This is a genomic window from Synechococcus sp. R55.3 (assembly GCF_047461975.1).
Classification (GTDB): domain Bacteria; phylum Cyanobacteriota; class Cyanobacteriia; order Thermostichales; family Thermostichaceae; genus Thermostichus.
On sequence record NZ_JANSIG010000030.1, the window covers coordinates 1 to 21,491 of the forward strand.

The 21,491-nt window shown below is 59.1% G+C and carries 20 protein-coding genes and 1 pseudogene; 10 read left to right on the forward strand and 11 right to left on the reverse strand.

Features of this window, described 5'->3' with window-relative positions:
* A pseudogene (locus NW849_RS06575) lies at nucleotides 1–716 on the reverse strand (RNA-guided endonuclease TnpB family protein); the annotation flags it as partial.
* 274 nt (nucleotides 717–990) lie between these two features.
* Nucleotides 991–1,107, reverse strand: a complete 117-nt coding sequence (locus tag NW849_RS06580) for a photosystem II reaction center protein I (RefSeq protein ID WP_011434021.1) — start codon at nucleotides 1,105–1,107, stop codon at nucleotides 991–993.
* A gap of 386 nt (nucleotides 1,108–1,493) precedes the next feature.
* Between NW849_RS06580 and NW849_RS06585 the strand changes: the two genes are divergently transcribed.
* The gene (locus NW849_RS06585) at nucleotides 1,494–2,453 is read left to right on the forward strand and encodes a lysophospholipase (protein ID WP_414356715.1); all 960 of its coding nucleotides are present in this window, start codon (nucleotides 1,494–1,496) and stop codon (nucleotides 2,451–2,453) included.
* 25 nt (nucleotides 2,454–2,478) lie between these two features.
* Complete coding sequence (hemB, locus tag NW849_RS06590) at nucleotides 2,479–3,465, forward strand: porphobilinogen synthase (protein ID WP_414356717.1); 987 nt, start codon at nucleotides 2,479–2,481, stop codon at nucleotides 3,463–3,465.
* A gap of 11 nt (nucleotides 3,466–3,476) precedes the next feature.
* Here hemB and NW849_RS06595 read toward each other — a convergent pair whose 3' ends face one another.
* On the reverse strand, nucleotides 3,477–4,031 hold the full coding sequence (locus NW849_RS06595) for a hypothetical protein (RefSeq protein WP_414356719.1): 555 nt from the start codon (nucleotides 4,029–4,031) through the stop codon (nucleotides 3,477–3,479).
* A 347-nt stretch (nucleotides 4,032–4,378) separates the two neighbouring features.
* On the opposite strand from NW849_RS06595, the gene NW849_RS06600 reads away from it, so the two are divergent.
* A complete protein-coding gene (locus tag NW849_RS06600; protein WP_414356720.1) occupies nucleotides 4,379–5,299 on the forward strand; it encodes a TIGR01777 family oxidoreductase in 921 nt (306 codons plus the stop codon).
* A gap of 14 nt (nucleotides 5,300–5,313) precedes the next feature.
* On the opposite strand, the gene secA is transcribed toward NW849_RS06600, so the two are convergent.
* Nucleotides 5,314–8,172: a preprotein translocase subunit SecA gene (secA, locus tag NW849_RS06605; RefSeq protein WP_414356738.1), complete on the reverse strand. Its 2,859-nt coding sequence runs from the start codon at nucleotides 8,170–8,172 to the stop codon at nucleotides 5,314–5,316.
* A 215-nt stretch (nucleotides 8,173–8,387) separates the two neighbouring features.
* Between secA and NW849_RS06610 the strand changes: the two genes are divergently transcribed.
* The 3 genes from NW849_RS06610 (at nucleotide 8,388) to purU (ending at nucleotide 9,888) form a co-directional block, all read left to right on the forward strand.
* Nucleotides 8,388–8,711, forward strand: coding sequence for a TatA/E family twin arginine-targeting protein translocase (locus tag NW849_RS06610; RefSeq protein ID WP_414356721.1), 324 nt, complete (start codon nucleotides 8,388–8,390; stop codon nucleotides 8,709–8,711).
* A 33-nt stretch (nucleotides 8,712–8,744) separates the two neighbouring features.
* Nucleotides 8,745–8,975 (forward strand): hypothetical protein, encoded by a 231-nt coding sequence (locus NW849_RS06615; RefSeq protein ID WP_414356722.1) that lies wholly within the window; start codon nucleotides 8,745–8,747, stop codon nucleotides 8,973–8,975.
* 64 nt (nucleotides 8,976–9,039) lie between these two features.
* Complete coding sequence (gene purU / locus NW849_RS06620; RefSeq protein WP_414356723.1) at nucleotides 9,040–9,888, forward strand: formyltetrahydrofolate deformylase; 849 nt, start codon at nucleotides 9,040–9,042, stop codon at nucleotides 9,886–9,888.
* Here the strand turns inward: purU and NW849_RS06625 are convergent, their stop codons facing one another.
* From NW849_RS06625 to NW849_RS06640, 4 genes are all read right to left on the reverse strand, one after another.
* Nucleotides 9,889–10,677 (reverse strand): ABC transporter ATP-binding protein, encoded by a 789-nt coding sequence (locus NW849_RS06625; protein ID WP_414356724.1) that lies wholly within the window; start codon nucleotides 10,675–10,677, stop codon nucleotides 9,889–9,891. It lies immediately after the preceding gene.
* A 9-nt stretch (nucleotides 10,678–10,686) separates the two neighbouring features.
* Nucleotides 10,687–11,523 carry an ABC transporter permease gene (locus tag NW849_RS06630; RefSeq protein WP_414343731.1) on the reverse strand — a complete coding sequence of 279 codons (837 nt, stop codon included), beginning with the start codon at nucleotides 11,521–11,523 and terminating at the stop codon, nucleotides 10,687–10,689.
* 46 nt (nucleotides 11,524–11,569) lie between these two features.
* Nucleotides 11,570–12,601, reverse strand: coding sequence for an ABC transporter substrate-binding protein (locus NW849_RS06635; RefSeq protein ID WP_414356725.1), 1,032 nt, complete (start codon nucleotides 12,599–12,601; stop codon nucleotides 11,570–11,572).
* A gap of 186 nt (nucleotides 12,602–12,787) precedes the next feature.
* Entirely contained in the window at nucleotides 12,788–13,096 is a 309-nt protein-coding gene (locus NW849_RS06640) for a gas vesicle protein GvpV (protein ID WP_238376787.1), read from the reverse strand.
* Between the two features lie 100 nt (nucleotides 13,097–13,196).
* Between NW849_RS06640 and NW849_RS06645 the strand changes: the two genes are divergently transcribed.
* Nucleotides 13,197–13,691 carry a pentapeptide repeat-containing protein gene (locus NW849_RS06645; protein WP_414356726.1) on the forward strand — a complete coding sequence of 165 codons (495 nt, stop codon included), beginning with the start codon at nucleotides 13,197–13,199 and terminating at the stop codon, nucleotides 13,689–13,691.
* Nucleotides 13,692–13,705: 14 nt separating this feature from the next.
* Here the strand turns inward: NW849_RS06645 and NW849_RS06650 are convergent, their stop codons facing one another.
* Nucleotides 13,706–14,014 (reverse strand): hypothetical protein, encoded by a 309-nt coding sequence (locus NW849_RS06650; protein ID WP_414356728.1) that lies wholly within the window; start codon nucleotides 14,012–14,014, stop codon nucleotides 13,706–13,708.
* A 194-nt stretch (nucleotides 14,015–14,208) separates the two neighbouring features.
* Here NW849_RS06650 and NW849_RS06655 point away from each other — a divergent pair, with 194 nt between their 5' ends.
* The 3 genes from NW849_RS06655 to tenA all read left to right on the forward strand — a co-directional run bounded on the left by NW849_RS06655 (nucleotide 14,209) and on the right by tenA (nucleotide 16,855).
* Nucleotides 14,209–14,940: an aldehyde oxygenase (deformylating) gene (locus NW849_RS06655; RefSeq protein WP_414356740.1), complete on the forward strand. Its 732-nt coding sequence runs from the start codon at nucleotides 14,209–14,211 to the stop codon at nucleotides 14,938–14,940.
* Nucleotides 14,941–15,050: 110 nt separating this feature from the next.
* Entirely contained in the window at nucleotides 15,051–16,076 is a 1,026-nt protein-coding gene (locus tag NW849_RS06660) for a long-chain acyl-[acyl-carrier-protein] reductase (RefSeq protein ID WP_414356729.1), read from the forward strand.
* A 119-nt stretch (nucleotides 16,077–16,195) separates the two neighbouring features.
* Nucleotides 16,196–16,855 (forward strand): thiaminase II, encoded by a 660-nt coding sequence (gene tenA / locus NW849_RS06665; protein ID WP_011434003.1) that lies wholly within the window; start codon nucleotides 16,196–16,198, stop codon nucleotides 16,853–16,855.
* Nucleotides 16,856–16,858: 3 nt separating this feature from the next.
* Here tenA and NW849_RS06670 read toward each other — a convergent pair whose 3' ends face one another.
* Both NW849_RS06670 and NW849_RS06675 read right to left on the reverse strand, forming a co-directional pair.
* The gene (locus NW849_RS06670) at nucleotides 16,859–17,578 is read right to left on the reverse strand and encodes a uracil-DNA glycosylase (protein ID WP_414356730.1); all 720 of its coding nucleotides are present in this window, start codon (nucleotides 17,576–17,578) and stop codon (nucleotides 16,859–16,861) included.
* The gene (locus NW849_RS06675; RefSeq protein WP_414356732.1) at nucleotides 17,556–21,473 is read right to left on the reverse strand and encodes a DNA-directed RNA polymerase subunit beta'; all 3,918 of its coding nucleotides are present in this window, start codon (nucleotides 21,471–21,473) and stop codon (nucleotides 17,556–17,558) included. The genes NW849_RS06670 and NW849_RS06675 overlap by 23 nt, the downstream gene beginning before the upstream one ends.
* Between the last annotated feature and the right edge of the window lie 18 nt (nucleotides 21,474–21,491).

Below are 21,491 nucleotides of genomic sequence, written 5' to 3' on the forward strand. Positions count from 1 at the left end.
CGCCTCTCCTTGCCAGACAGCCGTTGCAACAGTTCTCTGCATCTGCGCCGCGAACTGCGGGTGCCCTTACTGGCTTTGCGTTGAAGTACCGCTCTCAGCTTGGAGTAGTGGTCTCGGATTCGGTTCAACTGCTGTCCATTCCAGTTATCCCCCTCTGACGTATGGGCAATATCCGTCCTGCCCAAATCCACGCCCAGCACTCTATCCGTGCGTTGCGGTGGGCACGGTTCTGTTTCCACACAGATTTGAATGGAGTAGGAACCGTCTTTGCGCTTGACCAGAGTGGCAGATTTGGGATTGGAGCCTGCCAACTGTTCTCTCTGGTAACGGCCAATCGCCAGCTCAAAGCGCTCCCGACCCTCCACCGTGGTCAGCGACACCGTCCAGTCTTTCTCGCGAAACGAAAAGATACGGGCATCGTAGGTCGCAAAGCCTCTCTTGAACGCTTTGACCGGACGGTTTTTCTGTCGGGCAACTTTACGGGCACCGGCCAGCCGTCTGCAGACCTGCTGAGCCAAGTTACTGGACAAGCCAAACCGAGCGCGAATCTGGTAATAGCAAAGGGACTGGAGTTTGACTGCGTTGACTACTTTTTCTGGTGTGTTTTGGTTGACCCAGTTCAACGCCTGCACAAAGGCATCCATTGTCGCATCCAACTTTGCGGCTTGCGACTGGGACACCTTGAGCTTGCAGGAGACGGTCAGGACTTGGGTCATGGTTCTATCATAACTTCCGCATTCCTCCCGACACTGACCCTACGGGTACAGTGCGGGGCTCCTGCGATTTCTAGCTGAATCTCGCTCACCGCTGCTGCAACCCATGACCAGCAGCAACTTTGTCGCTACCCCGCCAGCAGGAGCTCCCTGGGCATCCGTTCTCCCATAGCTAGGGCAACCAGCAAGGTTCGGCAAAAACAGGGCCAGAGGCATGCTCCCTCAAGCGATGAGCCAGTTATCACTGGAGTTCGCAAGCTGCCCAAGGCGGGATCCCCTACTCCAGGTCTCGACGGTTGGGGTTGCGTGAGGGGTCGTTGCTCAAAAAACCAAACACAAAAAGCCCCACAAAAAAGATGACAACCGCGTAAACAGAGATTTTCAGTAACAGCATAGTTTCAGCAACCCGTTTCCGACTGAGTGAACTGATGAAGCGATAAGGCAATGGTAAAGCAAGGGTGAACCACCCCAGAGAGGGGATCCCGTCAAACCTGAGACCCCGCAAAACTTCTTCACAACATCATACCTCTCAGAGGGCCTTTTTCCCGCAAATGGCCCCAGTCTCCCCCCGAGAGATCCTTTCATCCCATCCTCAGAAAAGGCTGCAAAGCCCGGCATGTCGGGGATCCCCGGCAAGAGCAGAGATTGTTAAGAAATATGCTGGGCTGGAAACAAAGATTGCAACTCCTCAGCGGCGGCAGCGCTCGCGGGCGACCGGGACATAGGAAGATAGGATTTGTGGCTTTGCCGGGTCTTGCCGGACGTGTGTTGGATTTGCCCATGCCTTTTGATCGGTTAGGTGACTTAGAGGCTCTGGATGGGCGGTCGGAAACTCAGCCGCAAACTGCGTCGGGGATCTATCGGCCTCAGGAGTTGCCGCTTTCCGATGGGATCCCAGCTTTTCTGCACCACTGGCCCCAGGGATCCCCTTGTGGAAGGGTGTTGCTTTTGCACGGCAAAGGGGATCACGGCGGCGGGTTTTGCCCTTTGGCCGGCGAGTTGGCTGCTCAAGGGTGGGAGGTTTTGGCTCCCGACATGCGGGGATTTGGTCGCTCCGGCGGGATCCGCTGCTGGATCGACCGCTTCAGCCAATATCAAGCGGATCTGGAGAGGATCGCCCAGCAGGTCTGGCCGCAGAAAGGGATCCCGCAGATCTGGTGTGGGTATAGCGCGGGGGCCAACTGGGTTACGGAATATGCCCTTGCCCATCCCGACCAAGTGCAGGGCCTGGTTCTCATCTCTCCGGCTTTTCGCATCGACCACTATTTCACCCCTTTTACCCACGCCCTTCTGCAAGTTTTGGACAGGGTTATTCCCCAGTTGGCCTTGACCGGCCTCTACGAGCCGGCGCGGGTGACTTCCCTACCCGAGCAGCAAGCCGCCTTTGCGGCGGATCCCTACATGTGCGGTGTGACGCGGGCCAGATTTACAGCCGAACTGGTGCGCAGTGGACAGCGCTGCCTTGATCAAGCCCATCGGCTCTGCCTGCCGGTTTTGCTGCTTTACACCTCCGCCGATATCGTCGTCAATCCTGCCGGAGCTGTGGATTTTGCCCGTCGGCTGCCCCAGGGAGAGATCCACGATTTTCCCCGGTCGCGCCACGATCTTTTGCACGACTGCCAAGCCGAAGCGGTAAAAGAGACCCTTCGCCGCTGGCTGGCTCGGCATTTTCCCTCTGCCCCGGATGTCGCCCCTCGCCGGACGACCAACTCAGCCCCTACCGACCTCATGGCAAAATAGAAACGCCCTCTTTCCCCCTGCTCTCATGAGCCAAGACCTGATCTACCGTCCCCGTCGGCTGCGGCGCACAGAGGCCTTCCGCCAGATGGTGCAGGAAACCCACCTGCGGGTGCAGGATCTGATCTATCCCCTGTTTGTCATGGAGGGGGAGAACCAGCGGCAGGAAGTGGAGTCGATGCCCGGCTGCTACCGCTACACCCTAGACCTGCTGCTAAAGGAGGTGGAGGAAGCCGCTCAATTGGGGATCCCGGCGGTGGCCCTGTTCCCGGTGGTGCCGGAAGAGAAAAAGGATCCCACCGGGCGGGAGTGCTTCAACCCAGAGGGCTTGATCCAGCGGGCGGTGCGGCGGATTAAACAGGAAATTCCCGAGATTTTGGTGGTAACCGATGTGGCCTTGGATCCCTACAACAGCGATGGCCACGATGGCATCGTGCGGGATGGGGTGATCCTCAACGACGAGACGGTGGAAGTTTTGGTCAAGCAAGCCCTCTCCCAAGCAGAGGCGGGAACGGATATTGTGGCCCCCTCGGACATGATGGACGGTCGCGTCGGCGCCATTCGGGAGGCCCTGGACGACCAAGGCTATACCGATGTGGCGATCCTGGCCTATTCTGCCAAATATGCCTCTGCCTTCTACGGTCCCTTCCGCGATGCCCTGGGATCCGCGCCCAAATCGGGAGACAAGAAAAGCTATCAAATGGATCCCGCCAATGCTCGGGAAGCCATCAAAGAGGTGGAGCTGGACGAGGCCGAGGGGGCGGACATGGTGATGGTGAAGCCGGCCCTGGCCTACCTGGACATCATCTACCGAGTCAAGGAATCAACGGATCTGCCCGTGGCCGCTTACAACGTCAGCGGCGAGTACGCCATGATCAAAGCCGCCGAACAAAAAGGCTGGATCGACGGCAAAAAAGTGATGATGGAATCCCTGCTGGCCATGAAGCGGGCCGGTGCCGATATCATCCTCACCTACTTTGCCAAAGAGGTGGCCCTGCTTCTCAAACAAGCCTAGGCAGAGGCAGCCTACGGCCTGGCAGACGGCTGGGTGGACTGCCCGATCCAGGAAGGGTGGGTGTTCTTCTCGTCGTCCGCCACCCAGGTACTGGGATCCACCAAACGCACCTGAATTTGATTGCGTGGCACCCGATTCAGCCGTTCCTTGATCAGGGCCTCCTGCTGCAAGGGATCCATACCCCGATCCACCCCCTCCTGCAGCCGAGAAATCCGAGTGGACAAGACCTCGATATGCCGCTCCAGAACCTGGAGCCGGTGATGCTGGGCCAACTGCACCGGCAAGAGGCGATACAAACCACTGAGGGCAGCCGCCGTAAACAAGACATTCACCCCGATGTGACAGGCCATCTCCCAGACTGGAGGCTCGTGGCCAGGTTCTTGCTGTCCGCGTCGGCGGGATCGAGTCGAGGAGCGGGAGCGCTGGACAGGGATCGTCCGCCGACCGGAAATTGGGAGAGAGGAGGGAAACCCTGCCCGAACCAGGGATCCCTGCCCTTGGGAGCGATGCACTCGTGGAGCAACAGAGATGTCCAGCCGCGGCCCAGCAACCTGCTCTGCACGCATAGACACGTGGCGAGCCGGGGTACGGGAAGAAGACTTGGGTGTCACGGGTGAAGGGAAGAAAATAGGGGGACGATGAACCACCTCTGCTGCCAAGAAGCGCAGCTAGGGCCTATTGAAGCCGATTTTTCCAGGTGTGTCAGGCTTTGCCGCAAAACATTTTTATTCTTGGGCTTTCTTGGGCTCTGCCACTTCGCCAAGCTCAGCAAACGGATGGCGGGATCCCAGGCAATGGCCAACGCGGGGCAGGAAACGCGCTAGGCTAGAGGTTCGAATAGCGGAAAGGCTCTGCACCGTTCAAAGGACAAGGGCGGCACAGGGCTTGTGCAGATGCAAGTCGGATCCACATCATGCGCATTGTCATCACGGGTGGAAGTGGTTTTATCGGGCGTCGCTTGGTGGCCCGTCTGCTGGAGCAAGGGGATCAGGTTTTGGTCTTGACCCGCCGCCTGGAGCAGGCCCGCCGCATTTTGGGGGAATCCCCCAACCTCAAGCTGCTGCCCTACGATCCCTACCAACCGCAAGCCTGGGCAGCCGCCCTGGAAGGGTACGAGGGGATTGTCAACTTGGCCGGAGAGCCTTTGGCATCTTCTCGCTGGACAGAGACCAAGAAAAAAGAAATCCGTCGTAGCCGTGTGGAAACCACCCAGGCCCTTGTCCAAGCCCTCGCCTCCCTCAACCAAAAGCCCCAGGTGATGATCAGCAGCTCGGCGGTGGGTTACTACGGATCCCATCCGGCAGGAGAACCCTTAACAGAGACGGATCCCCCAGCCCAAGATTTTCTGGCAGGAGTCTGTCAGGCCTGGGAAGCTGCCGCCCGACCGGTTGAGGAATTGGGGATCCGTTTGGCCATCCTGCGCACGGGGATTGTGTTGGGTCCGGATGGAGGAGCGCTGGGGCAGATGCTGGCCCCCTTTCAGTTCTTTATCGGCGGAACGATCGGCTCCGGCAAACAATGGCTGTCTTGGATCCACCGCGAGGATTGGGTGAGCTTGGTCTGCTTCCTGCTGGGGCAGGGATCCGGAGTGTTCAACGCCACCGCTCCCAACCCGGTGCAGATGGAAGAGTTTTGCCGGACGCTAGGTCAGGTTCTGGGTCGCCCCTCTTGGCTGCCCGTGCCGGAGCTGGCCCTAGAACTGCTGTTGGGCGAGGCAGCTCAAGTGGTGCTGACGGGGCAAAAGGTGATCCCGCAAGCGGCTTTGCAGATGGGCTTTACCTTCCAGTACCCACACCTGAAAGAGGCATTGCGACAGATCCTCCTCCCGCCTTGACTTCGTGCCGGAGCTTATTCTTCCGTGAAATCGGCTTCCACCACCCCTGAAGCAGAGCCGGGAACAGCTTGCGCCGGAACCGGTCGCGCCGCCTGGGGCACTTGCACAATCTGGGGCGTAAAGATGAATAGGTTGTACACCGTGTTGCGGCGGATGTTGTCCATCATCTCCAGGAACAGCTCGTAGCCCTCGTTCTTGTACTCGATCAGGGGATCCTTCTGGCCGTAGCCTCGCAGGCCCACAGCTTCCCGCAGCGCCTCCATCTGCTGCAGGTGCTCCCGCCAGAGGGTGTCCACCTGTTGCAACAGGAAAAAGCGCTCTGCCTTGCGCATCAAACCGGGCTCAAAGGTATCCAGAAAAGCCTCTTTGGCCTCATAGGCCAGCTCTGCCTGCTTGATCAGGTAGTCCAAGATCTGCTCGTAGGAGAGATCCCGCAGATCCTCAACCTTGAGGTTCTGCTTCAAGAGCGGCACAAACTCCTGCATCTTGGCAGTCAGCTTGTCGATTTCCCACTCTTCCGGGGGCAGCTCCGGGTTGACATGAGCCCGCACAATCTCGCCGACGGTTTTGCGCACGTAGTCGAGGATCTTGGTCTTGAGGTTCTCCCCCTCCAAGATGCGCCGCCGCTCCGAGTAGATGGCCCGCCGCTGGTTGTTCATCACCTCGTCATACTCGAACACCTGCTTGCGCATGTCGAAGTAGTACACTTCCACTTTTCTCTGCGCGTTCTCCAGGCTGCTGCTGAGCAACGGGTGCTCAATGGGCATGTCCTCTTCCACCCGGAACATGTCCATGAGCTTGGCTACCCGGTCGCCACCGAAAATCTTGAGCAGGTTGTCTTCCAAGCTGAGGAAAAACCGCGAAGAGCCGGGATCCCCTTGCCGCCCGGCACGACCCCGCAACTGGTTGTCGATGCGGCGGGATTCATGGCGCTCCGTACCGATCACGTGCAGGCCCCCCAGCCTCACCACCTCTTCGTGCTCGGCCTCGGTAATTTTTTCGTACTCGGCTTTGATGCTGTTGTAAACCTCCCGCAGTTGCAAAATCAGCGGATCCTGCACCGGCGCTTTCTCCGACGCCACCGCAATAAGATCTTCCACCACCAGCTCCGGCAGACGGTTCAACCCGTACTTGGTCACCGCTGCCGCCACCACTTCGTCCAAGGCTTGGCTGGTGCGGGCCGACAGCTCACAGGGGTAAAAATTGGGGGAGACCACCGTCCAGGATTTTTTCGGCTTGGGTGTTGTCCCACCAAATCCTTGGCCGCCTCCCCGTCCTAGCATCTGAACGGATCCCAAGGGGTTGTCGGCGTCCAATTGGGCCAGCTTGGGCATCAACCGTTCCCGCAGCTTGAGGCGAGCCATGTACTCCGCATTGCCTCCCAGGATGATGTCCGTGCCTCGCCCGGCCATGTTGGTAGCAATGGTTACGGCACCTTTTCGCCCCGCCTGGGCAATGATCTCCGCCTCCCGCTCCACGTTTTCCGGCTTGGCGTTGAGGAGGTTGTGAGGGATCCCCATTTCCTTGAGCATGGCCGAGAGGCGCTCGGATTTCTCCACGCTGGTTGTCCCCACCAGTACCGGTCGCCCCCGCTCATGCATCTGGGCAATTTCCTCGGCAACCGCCTGCCACTTGCCCCTTTCGGTCTTGTACACCAAGTCGGGGGCATCTTTGCGGCGGATGGGTCGGTTGGTGGGGATCACCGTGACTTCTAGGTTGTAGGTTTTGCCGAACTCGGCCTCCTCGGTGCGGGCCGTGCCCGTCATGCCAGAGAGCTTGGGATAAAGCAGAAAAAGGTTTTGGTAGGTGATGGTGGCCAGGGTTTGGCTCTCGCTTTGAATCGGCACCCCCTCCTTGGCCTCCACTGCCTGGTGCAGCCCATCGGACCAGCGACGACCGGGGAGCACCCGCCCGGTGAACTCGTCCACGATCACCACCTCTTGGTTGCGGACGATGTAGTGGACATCCTTGATGAAGAGCTCTTTGGCCTTCACGGCGTTGAAGACAAAGTGCGCCCAGGGATCCTTGGGATCAAACAGGTCAGAGACTCCCAGCAACCGCTCGGCGGCTTCAAACCCCTCGTCGGTAAGGATGACGTTGCGGGCTTTTTCATCCACCTCATAGTGTTCATCCCGGATCAGCTCCCGCGCCACCTGGGCTGCCCGCAGATATTTTTCGGAAGGACGAGCCACTTGGCCGGAGATGATCAGGGGAGTACGGGCTTCATCAATCAGGATCGAGTCCACCTCGTCGATGATGCAGTAGTTAAAGGGCCGTTGCATCACCTCTTTGATGTCGGTGGCCATGTTGTCCCGCAGGTAGTCGAAGCCCAGCTCGCTGTTGGTGCAATAGGTGATGTCGCAGTTATAGCTGCGGCGCTTTTCTTCGGGCGACATGCCCTCTTGCACCAGACCAACCGTCAGGCCCAAGAAACGATGCACTTGTCCCATCCACTCCGAGTCCCGACGGGCCAAGTAGCCGTTGACGGTAACAATGTGAACCCCTTTCCCGGTGAGACCGTTGAGATAGGCGGGCAGGGTGGCGACCAGGGTTTTCCCTTCACCGGTTTTCATTTCGGCAATCTGGCCTTCGTGCAGCACCATGCCGCCGATGAGCTGTACGTCGTAATGGCGCAAGTTCAAGACCCGCTTGGCAGCCTCCCGCACCACGGCAAATGCCTCCGGCAAGAGATCATCCAGAGATTCTCCTCTGTCTAAGCGCTGGCGAAACTCCGTGGTCTTGGCCTTGAGCTCCGCATCCGAAAGAGAGGCGATCTCGATCTCCAGCGAGTTGATCAGCTTGACGACAGGACGGTACTGCCGGATCTTCCGATCGTTGGGATCCCCAAGGAGCTTTTGTAGGGTTTGGAGCATGGGCAAGCCTAGGCCAATGAAGGACATTGATTGATTAACGATGCAATTCTACCATTTTGACTTGGCCGGCCAGGGAGAGGTTGGCCTGGATGAGCTGAGAGCAAAACACCAGAGCCATCGGATAGATGAGGAGAGCCGGCAGTTACTTGCAGTCCGCGGCGAGAAAATGTCAGTCTAGGGAAGGGATCCCGAGCAAACCGTACTCTGCAAAGCTCATGAATTTTTTGGGTGTTGGACTGCCGGAAATGTTGGTTATCTTTGCGGTGGCTCTTCTGGTTTTCGGGCCCCGCAAACTGCCGGAGATCGGTCGCACGCTGGCCAAAACCCTGCGCAGCCTGCAGGACGCTTCCAAAGAGTTCGAGGCGCAACTGAACAAAGAGGCCCAAGAGCTGGAAAAAGCCACCCGCGGGACAACGGCTGCCGCCCCTCCCAAGGTTTCCCGAACAGCAGTCACCGAGTCAGTTGCCGATACGCCCCCCCCAGAGACGGATCCCGTCCCATCCGTAGCCGACGACGCTCAAACCGCAGACGCTGCTTAGTCTATGCCCCGCTTTAACCCCCTTTGCTTCGGCATGGAAATTACGCGCTTGTTCGAGCAAGGGCAGTCCTACTTCGCTCCTGCCAAGGTGGAGACCTGGCTGCGGCAACATGGTCAGAACCCGTCCGACTATGAGATCTCGTTTCACCAGGAACTGCCCCCTGCCGGCTCTTCTGCGGCGATGTGGATTCGCATCGACCTAAAGCGTTGGGATGGCCAGCCGGTGGATTCCTGGCTGTTGGAAGCGATCAACCGGGTAGATTGAAAACGGCTTGCTCCGCAGTAAAACCCAGCCCTACGGTAAGAAGGTTGAGGCTTTTTGTCCACCTATGCCCAGTGCCACCCTGTTGGTATCTTGCCCCGATCAAAAAGGGTTGGTAGCCAAGCTCTCCAGCTTCATCTACAGCTACGGCGGCAACATCATTCACGCCGATCACCATACGGATCCCGAAGCAGGACTGTTCTTGAGCCGCATCGAGTGGGACTTGCAGGGCTTCCAACTGGAGCGAGGGGAAATTGTCCCCGCCTTTTCAGGCATTGCCCGTGGGATCCAAGCCAACTGGGAACTGCATTTTTCCGACACTCGCCGTCGCATTGCGTTGTGGGCCAGCAAGCAAAGCCACTGCCTTTTGGATCTGATCTGGCGGCAAAGGGCGGGAGAACTGCCCGCCGAGATCCCCTTGATCATCAGCAATCACCCCGACCTGGAATCGGTGGCCCGCTCCTTCGGTATCGATTACTACCACATCCCCGTTTCTCCAGAGGGCAAAGCCGCAGCCGAAGCCCGTCAGCTCGCTCTCCTGCAGGAATATCGAATTGACCTGGTGGTGTTGGCCAAGTACATGCAGATCTTGAGTGGGTCGCTGCTCCGCCAAGCCCCGCCGGTCATCAACATTCACCATTCCACCCTGCCCGCCTTTGCCGGAGCCAACCCCTACCACCGCGCCCATCAACGGGGAGTGAAAATCATCGGCGCCACCGCCCACTATGCCACCGAAGACCTGGACGAAGGGCCGATCATCGAGCAGGATGTGGTGCGGGTCAGCCACCGCGATACCGTTGCCGACCTCGTCCGCAAAGGCCGCGACATGGAACGCCTAGTCCTGGCACGGGCAGTGCGGTATCACCTGGAGAATCGGGTGCTGGTATACCACAACAAGACGGTGGTGTTTGCCTGATCAGCCTGCGGGCGCAGCGTTGCTCAACGGGATCCCTTTCTGTTCTCGCAGGAGAGCCAAGATCTCGTCCTTCACCTCCTGAAAAGAAGAAGTGCGCTTGAGGCTGTAGTCGCGCCGGCTGGGGAAATCAACTCGGATCTCCCGTTTCACCCGCCCAGGATGGGACGTGAGTACATAGATGCGCTGGGCCAAAAAGACGGCTTCTTCCACATCGTGGGTGATCATCAGGATTGAAGTGCGCGTGCGCTGCCAGAGATCCAGCAAAAACTCCTGCATGGTCTCCTTGGTTTGCACATCCAAAGCGCCAAAAGGCTCATCCATCAGCAAAATCTTCGGTTGGGCCGCCAGAGCTCGCGCAATCGCCACCCGCTGCTGCATACCGCCCGAAAGCTGCTTGGGCAGAGCCTTGGCAAAACGCTCCAGGCCGACGATCTCCAGAAAATAATCCACACGGGCTTCCCTTTCCTGCCGTTTTACCCCCTGCAATTTCAGGCCAAAGCCGACGTTCTCCGCCACGGTCATCCAGGGGTAGAGGGTGTAGGACTGGAACACGACTCCCCGATCCGCTCCCGGCCCAATCACCGGCTCCCCATCGACGCTGATGGATCCTCGGCTAGGCTGCTCCAACCCGGCAATCAGGCGCAGTAGGGTGGTTTTACCAGAGCCGGAAGCCCCCACCACACAGACAAACTCCCCCGACTCCACATGCAAATTCACCCCATCCAGAGCCAAGATAGGTCCACGACGGGTGGGGAAGGATTTGCTCAGGCCGACCACTTCCAAATGCACGACACCACCTCATAAAAAGGCCCAACGACAGGTCAAACGTACCAAGCGTCGCAGCAGCCAATCCAGCAGAAAGCCGATCAGCCCCAACACAATCAAGCACGCAAAAATCTCGTCGGTTCTAAAGAAGCGCTGGGCTAGCTGGATCCGCCTACCCAAACCCTCATTGGCGGCCACCAATTCTGCCACCACCACCAAGTTCCAAGAGGCAGCCATGTTGACGCGGAAGGTGTCGAGAATGTTCGGGGTGATGTATGGAGTGATCACCTGCAGCAACACCTGCCAGCGCCGCCCCCCCAAGGTGTAGGTGGCCTCGATCAGCTCTTTGGGAATGAACTTCACCGCATCCATGATCATCAGCATGTTGAAGAAAACGGTGCCGATGAAAATTAACCCGATCTTGGGGGCCTCATCCAAACCCAAGTAAATAATCAACAGCGGGGTGAAGGCAGGAGCGGGCATGTAGCGAAAGATGCCGCTAATCGGCTCGATCAAGGCGCGGATGCTGGCGAAGGTGCCCATGGCAATGCCGATGGGGGTCGCCACCACTGCTGCCAACAGAAAACCGCTGCTAACCCGACTGAAGCTGGCCAAGGTATCCTTCCACAGCAGGCCGTCTCGCCACAGGCGCAGCAGGGCCGCCCATACCGAAGGGGGAGAAGGCAAAAAACGCGGCGGTACCCACCCCGAGACCGATAGGCCCCACCACAAGCCGAAAGGCACCAGCACCGATAGCGCCGTCAGCAGCAAGGCCAAGGGGCGCGGGATCTCTTCGGCAATGCGCCAAAACACCGTCGGGGGCAGACTGGGGCGGGTGGGTGGAGGCGATTCAGCCGGAGCAGTCAGCATCGTACCTTACCTCACTGGTGGCCCATGAAGGGATCCCGGATATCTCTCACCGTCTAACACCCACCGACTCGGCATAGGCGCGAACGAAGCGGTCATCGAACAATGTCTCCAGATCCTTGGGCCCCTCCGAGATGAAGCCCACTCTCACCATGAAGTCCACCATTTGTCTGGCCGCATAGGGCATGTGCTGCATTCCCTCGCCGGGGCTGAAGGCTTTTAGGTTGTCTTCTATGGTGAAGAAACGAATGCCATCTTTGAACAGTTGCAGCTCCTCTGGGGTGACACCGGCACGTCTGGCCATGATTTCGTCGGCTCGCTGCGGGTTCTCCTCCATGAACTTCAGAATATCGAACCAGCTATTCACCAAAGCCTGCACCTGATCCGGCTGCTCGTCAATCAATTTTTGGCTGACCACCAACAAATCGGGAATGGCCCCTGGGAACTCCGCCGAAGAGAACAGCTCCTTGCTTCCAGGGCGCTCCAGGGCTGTCAACCAAAAGGGCGGAAAGGCTCCCACCGCATCCACCTGACCGGCAGCAAAAGCAGCGGCGGCGGCTCCGGTTTCCAAGGGCACAATGATCACATCGTCGCGGGAAAATCCCTCCCGCTCCAGCCCCAGCGTCAGCAGAAAGTCACCCACCACGCCTTCTTCCACAGCCACCCGCTTACCCACTAGGTCGGCAATGGTGTTGATCCCTTCCCGGACGATGATCTTGTCGTTGCCTGCCGAGTTGTCGTTGACCAGCACCACCACCTGACCATTCACAGATTTCGGCGCGAAGGAGAGCGTATCGTTCAGGGTTTGGGTATTGGCATCCAGTTGTCCGGCGGCAAAGGCTTCCATCGACTCAATGTAGCCATCGAACCAGCGCAACTGCACGTTGGCCCCATTTTTCTTGAAAATGCCCTCTTCTTCTCCAATGGCCCACGGCCACCAACCTGCCCAATTGCTGTAGCCCATCTGAATGGGGGGTCGGGCCAGAGCGGGAGAGGAGCTTCCCAGCAAAAGGGTGGGCAACAACCCCAGCACCCAGGACAAAAACCGGCGGCGACGCGAGATCTGTGGAGAAGAAGTCATAAGCCTGGAAGTTTAAGTAACTGTGCAGCCAGCTTGAGAATGGCTGTTCGCTGGCCTGGATTCTAGGGTCGGCTTGAGACGAGCAGCAAATAGTTAATTTGGCTACAAAATCCCCCAACTTGTTGCTTGGGTTGGCTTTGGATTTTCCGATCTTCCAGAGTGATGGGACTTAACCAAGGGGATCCCTCAGTACTCAAAGGTCATGGGTGGGAAGCGGGAAGGGCGAGATCTGAGCTGGGCGGGTTCAGAGGCAGGAGCGGGATCCCGAAAGGCTTTTGCCTCCTGCTGAAGGTGTTGCATGGCCTGCTCGATTTCCTGAAGTCGCGCGTGGATTTGCCCTTGCCGCTCTCGAATAAACTCTAGCTCTTGGTTGAGCCGCTGCTTTTCGACAGTGAGCTGCTGCATTTCGGCATAGAGGGCGGATTCGGTTTGGCGGCGAGGGATCGAGCGCAGCTTGGGGCGAGGTCGAGTTCGGGGCACACGGGGCAAGCTCATAAGGGGGGATCCCGGAAAACGGCTTGCGTCTATCCTAGCGTGCTCTTGGCGGCCCTTCTATTCCTAGGTAGGATCCATTCGTCCGGTGTGGAAAACAGCGATGGTGGAAACTGGAGCAGACCTGTTGCAACGCTACGGCAGCGGTGAGCGGGACTTCAGCAACAGCCAACTGGCCGGAGCTGATCTGGCCGGGGCCGACTTGGCCGGGATCGACTTGGGGGGATCCATTCTCCGCCAGGCAAAGCTGGCTTCTGCCAACCTGGAGCGGGCCTACCTGAGCGGCGCCGACCTCAGCCAAGCGGATCTGCAGGGATCCAACCTGCGGCTGGCCAACCTAGAAAAAGCTAAACTGCAGGGATCCCGATTGCAGGGAGCCAACTTGCGTGGGGCCAACCTGGCGGAAGCGGACTTGAGCGAGGCCGATCTCAGCCAAGCGGACTTGGCGGGGGCCAATCTCACCGGGGCCAACTTGAGAGGATCCCTTCTGGCCCGGTGCAAACTCAAGCTGGCCAACCTGCGAGGGGCCTGCTACGACGCCACCACTCAGATGGAAGCGGATATCACTCCAGCAGAGCTGGGCATGGTTCAAGCCTAGAGGGGAAAATGGGGCTATCCCTCCGGCTCCAAGTCCAGGATCTCCTGGATCTCAGCATCGGTATAGCCCACCGCCCGCAACTTCTCCGATACCGTCTGAATCTCTCCGGAAGATAAGTCCTGCTGCCGTACCCGATCCCAGAGATTGGCCACAATCTGCAGCAGCAAACCGCTGCTCTCCGCCTCAAACAGCTCAAAAGCCGTGGCTAGCTCAATGGCCTGCAACACCTCCTCGGCACTGCCAATCGGCTGATCGAGGGATCGTTCCTCCAGCTCCACCAGCAACTGGCGCAGTTGGTTCAGGCCATCCCCAAGAGCAGACATACAGCAGGCTCCACAACGGCACTCGAACCCTCACCCTAGCAGACCCCTATCATTCCGCAAAAGGAATCCCGCCAATTCTGCGGCAGCTACAGCTATTCTGATTAAGAGAGCGATTCAACTGCAATCGAGGCGATTGTCGAGTCAGCATAGACAATCAACAACACCCAAACAACACCGAGAGGAGATGCATGAGTATGGCCCCAGTGAACGTCCTGCCCAATACCCCCCAGCCTTTAGCCGATGAGGGTGGCACCACCTTGGACTATGGCAGCGCGGTTTACCGGCAGGCCTACTCTCGCATCAACGGCATTGTGATCGAAGGGGAACAAGAAGCCCACGACAACTACCTCAAGCTGGCCGAGATGTTGCCGGAAGGGGCAGAGGAGCTGCACAAGCTGGCCAAGATGGAATTGCGGCACATGAAAGGCTTTCAATCCTGCGGCAAAAACCTGCAGGTAGAGCCGGATAGGGAGTTTGCCCGCACTTTCTTCGCCCCTTTGCGCAACAATTTCCAAAAAGCGGCAGCAGCCGGAGACCTAGTTACCTGCTTGGTCATTCAGTCGCTGATCATCGAATGCTTTGCCATTGCCGCCTACAACATCTACATCCCCGTCGCCGATGAGTTTGCCCGCAAGATCACCGAGGGGGTGGTCAAGGATGAATATCTGCACCTCAACTTTGGCGAGCGCTGGCTAGGGGAGCATTTTGGCGAAGTCAAAGGGCAGATCGAAGCGGCCAACGCCCAGAACCTGCCTTTGGTGTGGCAGATGCTGCAGCAGGTGGACAAGGATGTGGAAGCCATCTACATGGATCGCGAGGCCATTGTCGAGGACTTTATGATTGCCTATGGCGAGGCGCTGGCCAACATCGGCTTCAGCACCCGCGAGGTGATGCGCCTCTCTGCCCAGGGTTTGCGGGCAGCATGACCCACCTCAGCATTCATCCTCTGCCGGCGGACTGCAGTTCTAGGCTGGCTACAGGCGGGTATGGACATGTTTTGATGGGATCCATCAGTTATCCAAGCGGGTAAACCTTTATGTTCGGCCTGATTGGGCACTTGACCAGCCTGGCCCATGCGAAGCGGGTGGCAGACAAGCTGGGTTATTCCGAATATGCGGAGAGCGACCTGGAGTTCTGGTGCATGGCTCCCCCTCAGGTGGTGGACGAGATCACAGTGACCAGCATTACCGGCCAAAAGATCCATGGGCAGTACGTCGAATCCTGTTTCTTGCCGGAAATGTTGGCGGGGGGACGGGTAAAGGCCGCCTGTCGGAAAGTGTTGAATGCGATGGCTCTGGCCCAGCGGCGCGGCTTGAACATTACGGCTTTGGGGGGATTCAGCAGCATCATTTTCGAGACTTTTCGCCTCGACAGTCTCCGGCGAGTCCGCAACATCGACTTGGAGATCCAACGCTTTACCACCGGCAATACCCACACCGCCTACATCATCTGCCAGCAGCTACAGTTGGCGGCCCGGCGCTACGCCATGGACTTGGCAGCCGCTACGGTTGCGGTGGTGGGGGCGACCGGAGATATCGGCAGCGCCATTTGTCAATGGTTGGTGGCCCGCACTCACTTGGGCAAGTTGTTGCTCATAGCTCGAGAGCGGCGGCGCCTAGAGGAATTGCAGGCCAACCTCAAGCAGGGGGAGATCTGTTCGCTGGAAGAGGCCCTGCCCCGCGCCGACTTTATCGTTTGGGTGGCCAGCATGAGCCAAGGCATGGTTCTCGATCCACAAGTGTTGCCGGATCCCTGTGTCATCATCGACGGTGGCTACCCGAAGAACATCGCCTCCAGCTTGCATCGGAAGGGGCTCTACGTCATTGACGGGGGGATGGTGGAGCACTCTTTGGACATTGAATGGAACATCATGCAGTTTTTGAATGTGGCCAACCCGGCCCGTCAGCTTTTCGCCTGCTTTGCCGAGTCCATGCTACTGGAGTTTGAGGGGCTGCACACCAATTTCAGTTGGGGCCGCAATTTGATCACCCTTGAGAAATTGGATCTGATCGGGCAGCTTTCTCGCAAGCATGGGTTCCGCCCCCTCATGCCCGAAGCCTAATTGAGATTCAAAATGAAGAAAGCCTCAGCCCCAGCAGAGGTGCTGGCCCTGGTCAGGTCAATCACCAATCGACTGAACCTGGACGAAACCTGAAGACCAAACACCAAGAGACGGTCGCCATGCCCCAGTCCTTTACTGCCCACCTTTGGCAAGCCATTCAGCCCATCTACAAGCAAATCCTCGATCACCCCTTCAACCGAGAGTTGGCAGCGGGCAGCCTATCGCGGCAGCGGTTCCAGTTTTACTTGCAGCAGGATGCTCTTTATCTCACCGACTTTGCCCGCGCCCTGGCCTTGATTGGAGCTCGTTCCGAAGGGGCTGAGCAGGTGGTGAGTTTCTTGAACTTTGCCCTGGGAGCCATTGTGGCCGAACGCAGCCTGCACGAAAGCTATTTTCGCCTCTACGACATTCAACCCGAAACAGCCTATGCCCCTGCCTGCTTCGCCTATACCCGTTTTTTGTTGGCTGCGGCGGCTGTGGATCCCTATGAGGTGGCCATTGCCGCTGTGCTGCCCTGCTTTTGGATCTACCGAGAGGTGGGATCCGCCATCTATCGCACCGCACAGCCCGACAATCCCTACCAACAGTGGATCGACACCTACGCCGGGGAAGAATTTGCCCAAGTGGTGCAGCAGGCTTTGGACATCACCGACTCCGTCGCTCAGCAGGCTACAGAGCCGCTGCGGGAAAAGATGAGGGCAGCTTTTGTCACTGCCTCCCGGTTGGAATGGCTGTTTTGGGACAGTGCCTATCGCCTCGAATCTTGGCAACCCGCCTAATGCTCACCCGGTCGGGCCGGCATATAAAGGCAGCAACTGCTGGGCCTGCGCGAAAACGGCATCCAACATCGGCTCCGTCAGCAGCCGTGTGGCGGTGTTGCGCCGGCTGGGATGGTAAGACGCCAGCAAATAGCGACCCTCTGCCAAAGGAATAACGCAATTGTGGCCAAAGCGGGGGCGGGGCCTGAGAGGCGACAAGAGCATCAGAGCGTGTTGGAAGGCAAAATGCCCCAACGTCAGGATCACCCGCACCTGGGTTAGCAGCTCCAGCTCTTGTTTCAGGTAGCTCAGGCAGGCCTTGGCTTCTGTGACGGTGGGGCGATTGTCTGGGGGAGCGCAGCGCACCACGGCTGAGATGTAGCAATCCTGCAGATGCAGGCCATCCTCTCGGTGGGTAGAGGTGGGCTGATTGGCAAAGCCAGCTCGGTACAAGGCGCGAAACAGCCAGTCCCCACTGGGATCCCCGGTAAACACCCGCCCGGTGCGGTTGCCCCCATGAGCTGCCGGTGCCAACCCGATCACCCACAGCCGCGCCTGCGGATCCCCAAATCCCGGAACGGGCTTGCCCCAGTAGGACTGCTCCCGAAAACGGGCCACCTTCTGAAGGGCGACTGCCTCTCGCCAAGCCACCAAGCGGGGACAGCGGCAGCAACTGACGATTTCAGCTTGCAAAGTGGCCCACTCCTGGATCCCCAGCGCCCTACTCCTCCTCGTCGTCGTCATCCTCCTCCAGCTCGTCGAAGGCAGGGGTGGAATCGTCGATCAACTGATCGTCTTCCAAGATCAAACGAGGCGGCAGCTCCGGCAACACTGCAGGCTCTTCTTCCTCTTCGTCAGGCTCCGGTTCGGGGGTGATCTCCTCGTAGGTGGTGAAGCCCGTGCCGGCGGGGATCAGGCGCCCGATAATCACGTTTTCTTTCAACCCGCGCAGCCAGTCGGATTTGCCCTCGATGGCCGCCTCTGTAAGCACGCGGGTGGTTTCCTGGAAGCTGGCCGCCGAGATGAAGCTGTCGGTGTTCAAGCTGGCCTTGGTGATCCCCAGCAGGACGGGCGTATATTTGGCCGGCGCCCCTCCGGTAATGGCCATGGTGGCGTTGGTCTGCTGGATTTCCCGCAACTCCACCAGCTCGCCCGGCAGCAGGATGGTGTCGCCGCCATCATCCACCCGCACCTTCGAGGTCATCTGGCGCACCACGATCTCGATGTGTTTGTCGGAGATCTCCACCCCCTGGGAGCGGTAGACGTTCTGCACTTCGTTCACGAAGAAGCGCTGCACCTCCCGCAAAGCCAACCGCGCGGCTTGGTCATCTCCCAAGGTTTGGCGATGGTACTCGTAGTAGATCTCCAAGAGGTCGTGAGGGTTGGCAGGGCCATCGGTAAGGGGATCCCCCACCCCCACCGGCTGTCCGTCCACCACCATCAAGCTTTGCCCCGGCAGCACAGGATAGTCTCTAACGGTGCCATCGGCTTCGATGACCTTCAAATCCGGCTCCTCTCCCCGCCAGCTCAGTTGAACGGTGCCGGGCCGCTTGGCCAGAACACACATTTCCTTGGGCTTGCGGGCCTCCAGCAGCTCCTCAATCCGCGGCAGACCCTGGATGATGTCCCCCGTCTTGGCCCGCTCAAACACCAGGAGGGCCAGGGAATCCCCCCGCTGCACCAGATCGCCATCTCGTACCTGCAGAATGGCACCCGCAGAAACCAAGTAGGGCCGCGCTATCCGCAACACCACTTGGCCGTCCGTTATCTGCATTACCTGTCCCGACTGTGGAGAAGGGATCCCAGGCGCCAGCTCATCTCCGGCCCGCACCAGCGCCCCTACCGCCACGCTGGCTGAACCTGTCAGGGGCACCTGCACCAGATCGTCGTCGGTAATCACCAGCACCCGCCGCACCACTTCCGCTCCCTGGCGGATCCCTTGGACGATCCCAGCCTTTTTGGCTTGGATTTCGGTTCGGGCAATAACACCTCCCCTGGAGATGGAGTCTCCTTCGCTCACCAACAGCCGAGTGTGGGTGCTCCCCTGTGTCAGATCTGCCTCCACATCGCGGCGCAGCAGCAGGGTTTCCAGAATCACCAGTTGCAGGCGGCGAATGTCGGGATCCTTCTCGTCTTGGATTAGCTCGATATCGGCCTTCAGTTGTGGGGCGTCGGTATCGATCTCCAGCACCAGTTGGGTGCGTAGGAGTTCTACAGGGCCTACTGACTTCACCCGCTCCCCATCTTTGAAGGGAACGCGCTGCACCGCCCGCAGGCGAATGGAGCGGCCAGACTCGCTGGTGGACTCTTGAGTGGGCACCAAGGGCCGGTCGGGGATCTCGTACTCCTGCACCGGACGCAGCAGCAAGCCTGGGCCTTCAGGAGTTTCCACCTGTTCCAAGTAGACCAGTTGGTCGGGAACAATGCTGCTGAGCACCTGTTGCCCGGGCTGGATCAGGGTGCCACTTTTCACTTCCAAGTCGGCGGGGTTGTCCACCAGATGCAGGGATCCCGGCTTGATGACGATCTCCCGCAGGATGTCGTTCTTCTGGATAACCTCGACAACGCCAGCATTCTGGCAAAAGATGTCTTTCACTACCTCGGTGCCCGCTTCCACATACTGGCCGTCGTCCACGTTCAGCAGGGAGATGTCTTTGTTCACCTCGTGGGTCTCTTCCGGGATCCACAGCAGGGTGCCGCCCTGGATGACTTCGTAGCCTTGCTTGGCCTTGCCGCGTCGTGCCACCTCAATGCCGGCGAACTTCACCAAGCCTCCGGTCTGGCTGCGGAAGTGGTTGTCGATCAGCTCCGCCACCACCTCGTCGTTGCCTACTTTGGTGCCCGGAGTGGCCTTGAGGACGAAGGTCTGCCCACTAGAAGTGTCCAGCAAAAACTGCTCCCGCCCCTGGTGGGATTCCACCCGTACCCGTGCTTCCCGCAACACCACGGAAGCGTTGATGATCTCCACCTCGCGCCCGCTTTTGGTGTCGCTGCGCTCCGGCAGCCGCACAATGCCCCCATGCTCCGTCACCAGCAAGGTCTCGGCGATCACATCCCCCGCTTCTACCCGATCCCCGTTTTGCACCACTGTTGCGGCCCCCGGCGGCAGATTGTACACCTGTCCAGACATCACCCAGATCAACCCCTGCCGCTGAGCGGTGTAGGTGGTGTTGCCCTGGCGGTCGGTCTTCTCCTCGATGGGCAGATCGGCAAAGCGAATTTCTCCGGCCAGATCGGCCACCACCTCTTTCTGGGCTTTCTCAGTGCTCTTGCGGCTGGCCTTGGCCAGGGATACCTCCGCGATCAACTGGTCCCGCTGCACCTGGGCTCCGTCCCGCACCAGCAGGGTGGATCCCTGGGTCATGTCGAAGGACTCCCGTTGCCCGTCTGGGCCTTCCAAGATGATTTGGTTGTTCACTTCCACCTGCAGGGCATCGTCGCCGTGGCGGGTACGGAAGGGGCGGGTGCGCAGGTTTTTCGGGAAGCGCACGACGCCGGCAAAGGGGGCGCGAATTTGGCGAGCCACCTCCCCTGTAAACACGCCTCCCGTGTGGAAGGTGCGCATCGTCAACTGGGTGCCCGGCTCCCCAATCGATTGGGCGGCGATGATCCCGACCGCTTCCCCCAGATCCACCAAGCGGGAATGGGCCAAGCTCCAGCCGTAGCACATCCGGCACACGGAGCGGTTGGCCTCACAGGTGAGGGGAGAACGCACCATCACCTGCCGGATGCCGGCCTCCACAATCGTCTTGGCCAGGTCGTGATCCACCTCTTGGTTGCGACGGGCAAGCACCACCTGGGTTTCTGGGTGCACCACGTCGCGCGCCAGCACTCGGCCCACCAAGCGCTCCTCCAAAGACACCACCACCTTGTCCCCATCCATCAGGTATTCCAGGAGAATGCCCTGGTCGGTGCCGCAGTCGGATTCCCGCACGATCACATCCTGAGACACGTCCACCAAACGGCGGGTGAGGTAGCCGGAGTCGGCGGTGCGCAGGGCCGTATCCACTAAACCCTTGCGGGCCCCATAGGAAGAGATGATGTATTCGGTAACGGTCAGGCCCTCGCGGAAATTGGTTTTGATGGGCAAATCGATGATCTCGCCCTGGGGGTTGGCCATCAGGCCGCGCATGCCCACCAACTGGCGCACCTGGGAGACGTTCCCCCTTGCCCCCGAGTTGGCCATCATGTAAACGGAGTTGAGGGGATCGTTCTGCCGGAAGTTGTTGAGCATCTCCTCTTTGATCTGGTCGTTGATCTGGTTCCAGGTGTCGATCACCTTTTGGTAGCGCTCCACCTCTGTGATTTCTCCACGGGTATAGCGCTCGGTGGCCGCCTCGATCTCGGCTTCCGCTTGTGCCAACAACTGCCGCTTGCTGGGGGGAACGCGCAGGTCTTCAACGCTGATGGAGACGGCTGCCTGGGTGGCGTATTTGAAGCCCAGGGTCTTCAGAGCATCCGCCATCTGAGCAGTGCGGGCCGTGCCGTAGCGGGCAAAAGACCAAGCAATTAGGTTGCGCAGCTCTTTTTTGCCAATTTGATAGTTGCGAAAGGGCACAGGGGGCAAGGGGGTGTCGGCTTTGTTACCGTCGGCAGCCTGCCGCGCCAGGCCAGCGGAAAATCGTCCTTTTTCGCTCATGATGCCTCGCTAGAGAGA

Coding starts and splice junctions, on each gene's coding strand:
- secA (WP_414356738.1), bottom strand. CDS start 8,172: ATGCTCCAAACCCTACAAAAGCTCCTTGGGGATCCCAACGATCGGAAG.
- NW849_RS06645 (WP_414356726.1), top strand. CDS start 13,197: ATGGTGGAAACTGGAGCAGACCTGTTGCAACGCTACGGCAGCGGTGAG.
- NW849_RS06670 (WP_414356730.1), bottom strand. CDS start 17,578: ATGACGACGACGAGGAGGAGTAGGGCGCTGGGGATCCAGGAGTGGGCC.
- NW849_RS06585 (WP_414356715.1), top strand. CDS start 1,494: ATGCCTTTTGATCGGTTAGGTGACTTAGAGGCTCTGGATGGGCGGTCG.
- NW849_RS06675 (WP_414356732.1), bottom strand. CDS start 21,473: ATGAGCGAAAAAGGACGATTTTCCGCTGGCCTGGCGCGGCAGGCTGCC.
- hemB (WP_414356717.1), top strand. CDS start 2,479: ATGAGCCAAGACCTGATCTACCGTCCCCGTCGGCTGCGGCGCACAGAG.
- NW849_RS06650 (WP_414356728.1), bottom strand. CDS start 14,014: ATGTCTGCTCTTGGGGATGGCCTGAACCAACTGCGCCAGTTGCTGGTG.
- NW849_RS06610 (WP_414356721.1), top strand. CDS start 8,388: ATGAATTTTTTGGGTGTTGGACTGCCGGAAATGTTGGTTATCTTTGCG.
- NW849_RS06615 (WP_414356722.1), top strand. CDS start 8,745: ATGGAAATTACGCGCTTGTTCGAGCAAGGGCAGTCCTACTTCGCTCCT.
- NW849_RS06635 (WP_414356725.1), bottom strand. CDS start 12,601: ATGACTTCTTCTCCACAGATCTCGCGTCGCCGCCGGTTTTTGTCCTGG.
- purU (WP_414356723.1), top strand. CDS start 9,040: ATGCCCAGTGCCACCCTGTTGGTATCTTGCCCCGATCAAAAAGGGTTG.
- NW849_RS06600 (WP_414356720.1), top strand. CDS start 4,379: ATGCGCATTGTCATCACGGGTGGAAGTGGTTTTATCGGGCGTCGCTTG.
- NW849_RS06580 (WP_011434021.1), bottom strand. CDS start 1,107: ATGCTGTTACTGAAAATCTCTGTTTACGCGGTTGTCATCTTTTTTGTG.
- tenA (WP_011434003.1), top strand. CDS start 16,196: ATGCCCCAGTCCTTTACTGCCCACCTTTGGCAAGCCATTCAGCCCATC.
- NW849_RS06660 (WP_414356729.1), top strand. CDS start 15,051: ATGTTCGGCCTGATTGGGCACTTGACCAGCCTGGCCCATGCGAAGCGG.
- NW849_RS06630 (WP_414343731.1), bottom strand. CDS start 11,523: ATGCTGACTGCTCCGGCTGAATCGCCTCCACCCACCCGCCCCAGTCTG.
- NW849_RS06595 (WP_414356719.1), bottom strand. CDS start 4,031: ATGCGTGCAGAGCAGGTTGCTGGGCCGCGGCTGGACATCTCTGTTGCT.
- NW849_RS06655 (WP_414356740.1), top strand. CDS start 14,209: ATGGCCCCAGTGAACGTCCTGCCCAATACCCCCCAGCCTTTAGCCGAT.
- NW849_RS06640 (WP_238376787.1), bottom strand. CDS start 13,096: ATGAGCTTGCCCCGTGTGCCCCGAACTCGACCTCGCCCCAAGCTGCGC.